Raw genomic sequence first — 2,934 nt, 5'->3', positions numbered from 1 at the left:
TTAGTAAAAGTAAAGTGGTCGATAATCGCCCTACGCCACCTTTAAGCTCTCCCTTTAAAGATAAACGCGTTCAGCGTGTCGATTACCTGTGGTCTGGCGACCAAATGGTGCAGGAAACTCCGATTTATGCCGATGGCACCCCTGCTTACGATTCGCAAATTCAGTGGCTCTATCAGCCCGGCGAAATTACTCCCACAGCCCGTTATCAACGTGGAAAACTGCATTATGTCGTCACTGACCATCAAGGCACGCCACGAGAAATCTTTAGCGAAAAAGGCATTGTTAGTTGGGCAGGACGGTTAAATACCTGGGGGCAAATGGCATTTTGGCAATCGCATGATGATTATGCCGATAATGACCCTGAATATACCGAATGTCATTTTCGATTTGCCGGACAATATGAAGATAAAGAAAGTGGCTTGTATTACAATCGCTTTCGCTACTATGATAAGGACACAGGGCAATATATTTCACCAGACCCTATCGGATTATTAGGTGGCTTTAATCCGTATGGGTACGTACATTGTCCGACTGGGTGGGTTGATCCGTTTGGGTTGGCGGGTGAGAATTGTGATAAGTTGAAGTGGGGAAACCCTAAAAGCAAACCAACTTATGGACATACATTTATTGATCATGGCCAAAAATTAAAAACTCTTCAACTTATGGATAGAGCCAGAGCTAAAAATCATCAGATAGGACAATATTTAGATGATAACGCGGCTGCTAATTTTATTTCTGATGTTGCTAAAAAAGGACCTGGTGTTCATGATGTTCCTTTGCCCAATAATATAAATGGTCGCGGTTATTTACCTAATGGAGTGGAAATAAAACCAGATATGGCCAGAGTGGTCGTAAAGCCTGATGGCTCGATTAGAACATCATTTCCATATAACTCATCTCATCCCAATTAAATAGAGACCCTTATTTATGCATATAAATCAATTGGCTATAGACTTAGAATTACCAGTAGGGGATGAATATACTCAAGATTGGAGCTATGAATTATCAGAACCATATCGTACAAAAGAATGGTTAAAAAAATATATTCAAGCATACACGAATGATAAATATAATACATTTGAAAAGAATGAATTAATGGAATTGATGCTTGACATTGTAAATGATTTATTGGTTCAAAATAATAAGAATGATGATTTGATAATAAAAGTTTTAACTTTATTATCTGATAATAATCAGATTCATTTACAATTAATAGAACACTGGTCTTTAGATAATGAGCCATTAGAAGACTGTTTTGAATTAACTCCAGAAATTAGAAAAATTAGAGATAGTGTATTCATTAAGTAATTAAGAATAGTCAGAAGATCTTAAAATCTTCTGACTGAATTGTCTTTAAAAATTGATCAACATCCCTTTTAACTACTGGCATATTCTGCCATCAGTTCTTGTATCTTGCCATTGTTAGTGATGTTGCTTCATAGCTCTGATTCTTCGCTGTAAAAAAGTGGTATTACCAATGGAATACGCTGAACCAACTTATCGCCTGTTTTAATCCTGAGGGGGAATGCTGGCGTTATACTTACGATGCTTTTGGCAGAAGGCTTAGTAAAAGTAAAGTGGTCGATAATCGCCCTACGCCACCTTTAAGCTCTCCCTTTAAAGATACTCCTTTTACTAGCGCTAAAGATGTAGGTGCAAATGGACAAGGATCCTATATAGAATATGAAGTTCACAAAGATACCTTAGTTCAAACATATCTTGGTAGTAATAGGGCCACAGCAATAATACCAAGTGAACCCCCTTATCTTTAAAAGATAAAAACAATCATGGTGGGATCGTATGATGAGAGGAAGTTGCAAATAATTATGAATACTTATTACTATTATGATGATAAATTTTTACTCACTTTATATGCATACCTGAAACAAACTGAATCATCTATCGTTAGAGGGCTAAGTGATAAATGGGAACCTGCCAGTATTTATTTAGAAAAACACTTATTAACGTATAAATTAATAGATACATTAAATTCAAACAAAACCAATCCTAATGAAAAACTTAATAGTGTATTTTATAAAATCTATCTTAGGATGAAAGGCAAACAGTTTATCACATCTAACGAGGCTGATAATATATATATACTATTAAAAGCTATCAATGAAGCTATTCTTTATAAAAAAACACAAGTATACATTTTAGGTTTTTTAAGAAAAGAAATAATTAAAAATGCAGATAAAATAAGAAAACGAATCATCTGTAAAAAAAGAAAATTATTAGCTGATAATGTAGAGTATTATAATCAACACTATAATGGAAGATTCTATACTATTGAACAAATAATAAATGGACTTTAATTTTGCTATTCAATAGTGCAATAAAACTAATAACAACTTAGAGGTAAGATATTATTTTTTATCTTAAAATATTTCAAAACACATTGGATTATTGTATTGGTTCTCAATAGAATCGAACATCTCAATATCACGGAACATCAGTTTATTCCGCCTGATGTGTAAGGAATGTTTTTACAACTGGTGCAAAGCAACAAAAAAGTGTCGATAATCGCCCTATTCCACCTTTAAAGATAAACGCGTTCAGCGTGTCGATTATCTGTGGTCGGGCAACCAGATGGTGCAAGAAACTCCGATTTATGCCGATGGTACGCCCGCTTATGATCCGCAAATTCAGTGGCTCTACCAGCCCGGCGAAATTACTCCAACAGCTCGTTATCAACGTGGAAAACTGCATTATGTCGTCACTGACCATCAAGGCACGCCACGAGAAATCTTTAGCGAAAAAGGCATTGTCAGCTGGGCAGGACGGTTAAATACCTGGGGACAAATGGCGTTTTGGCAATCTCATGATGATTATGCCGATAACGACCCAGAATACACTGAATGTCATTTTCGTTTTGCCGGTCAATATGAAGATAAAGAAAGTGGCTTGTATTACAATCGCTTTCGCTACTATGAT

The 2,934-nt window shown here is 35.8% G+C and carries 4 protein-coding genes and 2 pseudogenes; all 6 read left to right on the top strand.

Features of this window, described 5'->3' with window-relative positions:
* The coding region (locus GWI68_RS20195) for an RHS repeat-associated core domain-containing protein (protein ID WP_243733269.1) at window positions 1-911 on the top strand (911 nt) is incomplete at its 5' end.
* A 16-nt stretch (window positions 912-927) separates the two neighbouring features.
* Window positions 928-1,308: a hypothetical protein gene (locus GWI68_RS00055; protein ID WP_166539024.1), complete on the top strand. Its 381-nt coding sequence runs from the start codon at window positions 928-930 to the stop codon at window positions 1,306-1,308.
* 179 nt (window positions 1,309-1,487) lie between these two features.
* A pseudogene (locus GWI68_RS20615) lies at window positions 1,488-1,559 on the top strand (RHS repeat domain-containing protein); the annotation flags it as partial.
* An 18-nt stretch (window positions 1,560-1,577) separates the two neighbouring features.
* Entirely contained in the window at window positions 1,578-1,772 is a 195-nt protein-coding gene (locus GWI68_RS00050; protein ID WP_243733268.1) for a hypothetical protein, read from the top strand.
* 54 nt (window positions 1,773-1,826) lie between these two features.
* The gene (locus GWI68_RS00045) at window positions 1,827-2,315 is read left to right on the top strand and encodes a hypothetical protein (RefSeq protein WP_166539023.1); all 489 of its coding nucleotides are present in this window, start codon (window positions 1,827-1,829) and stop codon (window positions 2,313-2,315) included.
* Window positions 2,316-2,568: 253 nt separating this feature from the next.
* Window positions 2,569-2,934 (top strand): annotated as a pseudogene (locus tag GWI68_RS00040) (RHS domain-containing protein); the annotation flags it as partial.

The sequence above is a fragment of the Proteus sp. G2669 genome (assembly GCF_009915245.1).
GTDB lineage: Bacteria > Pseudomonadota > Gammaproteobacteria > Enterobacterales > Enterobacteriaceae > Proteus.
This window is presented reverse-complemented; position numbering and strand designations above follow the sequence as displayed.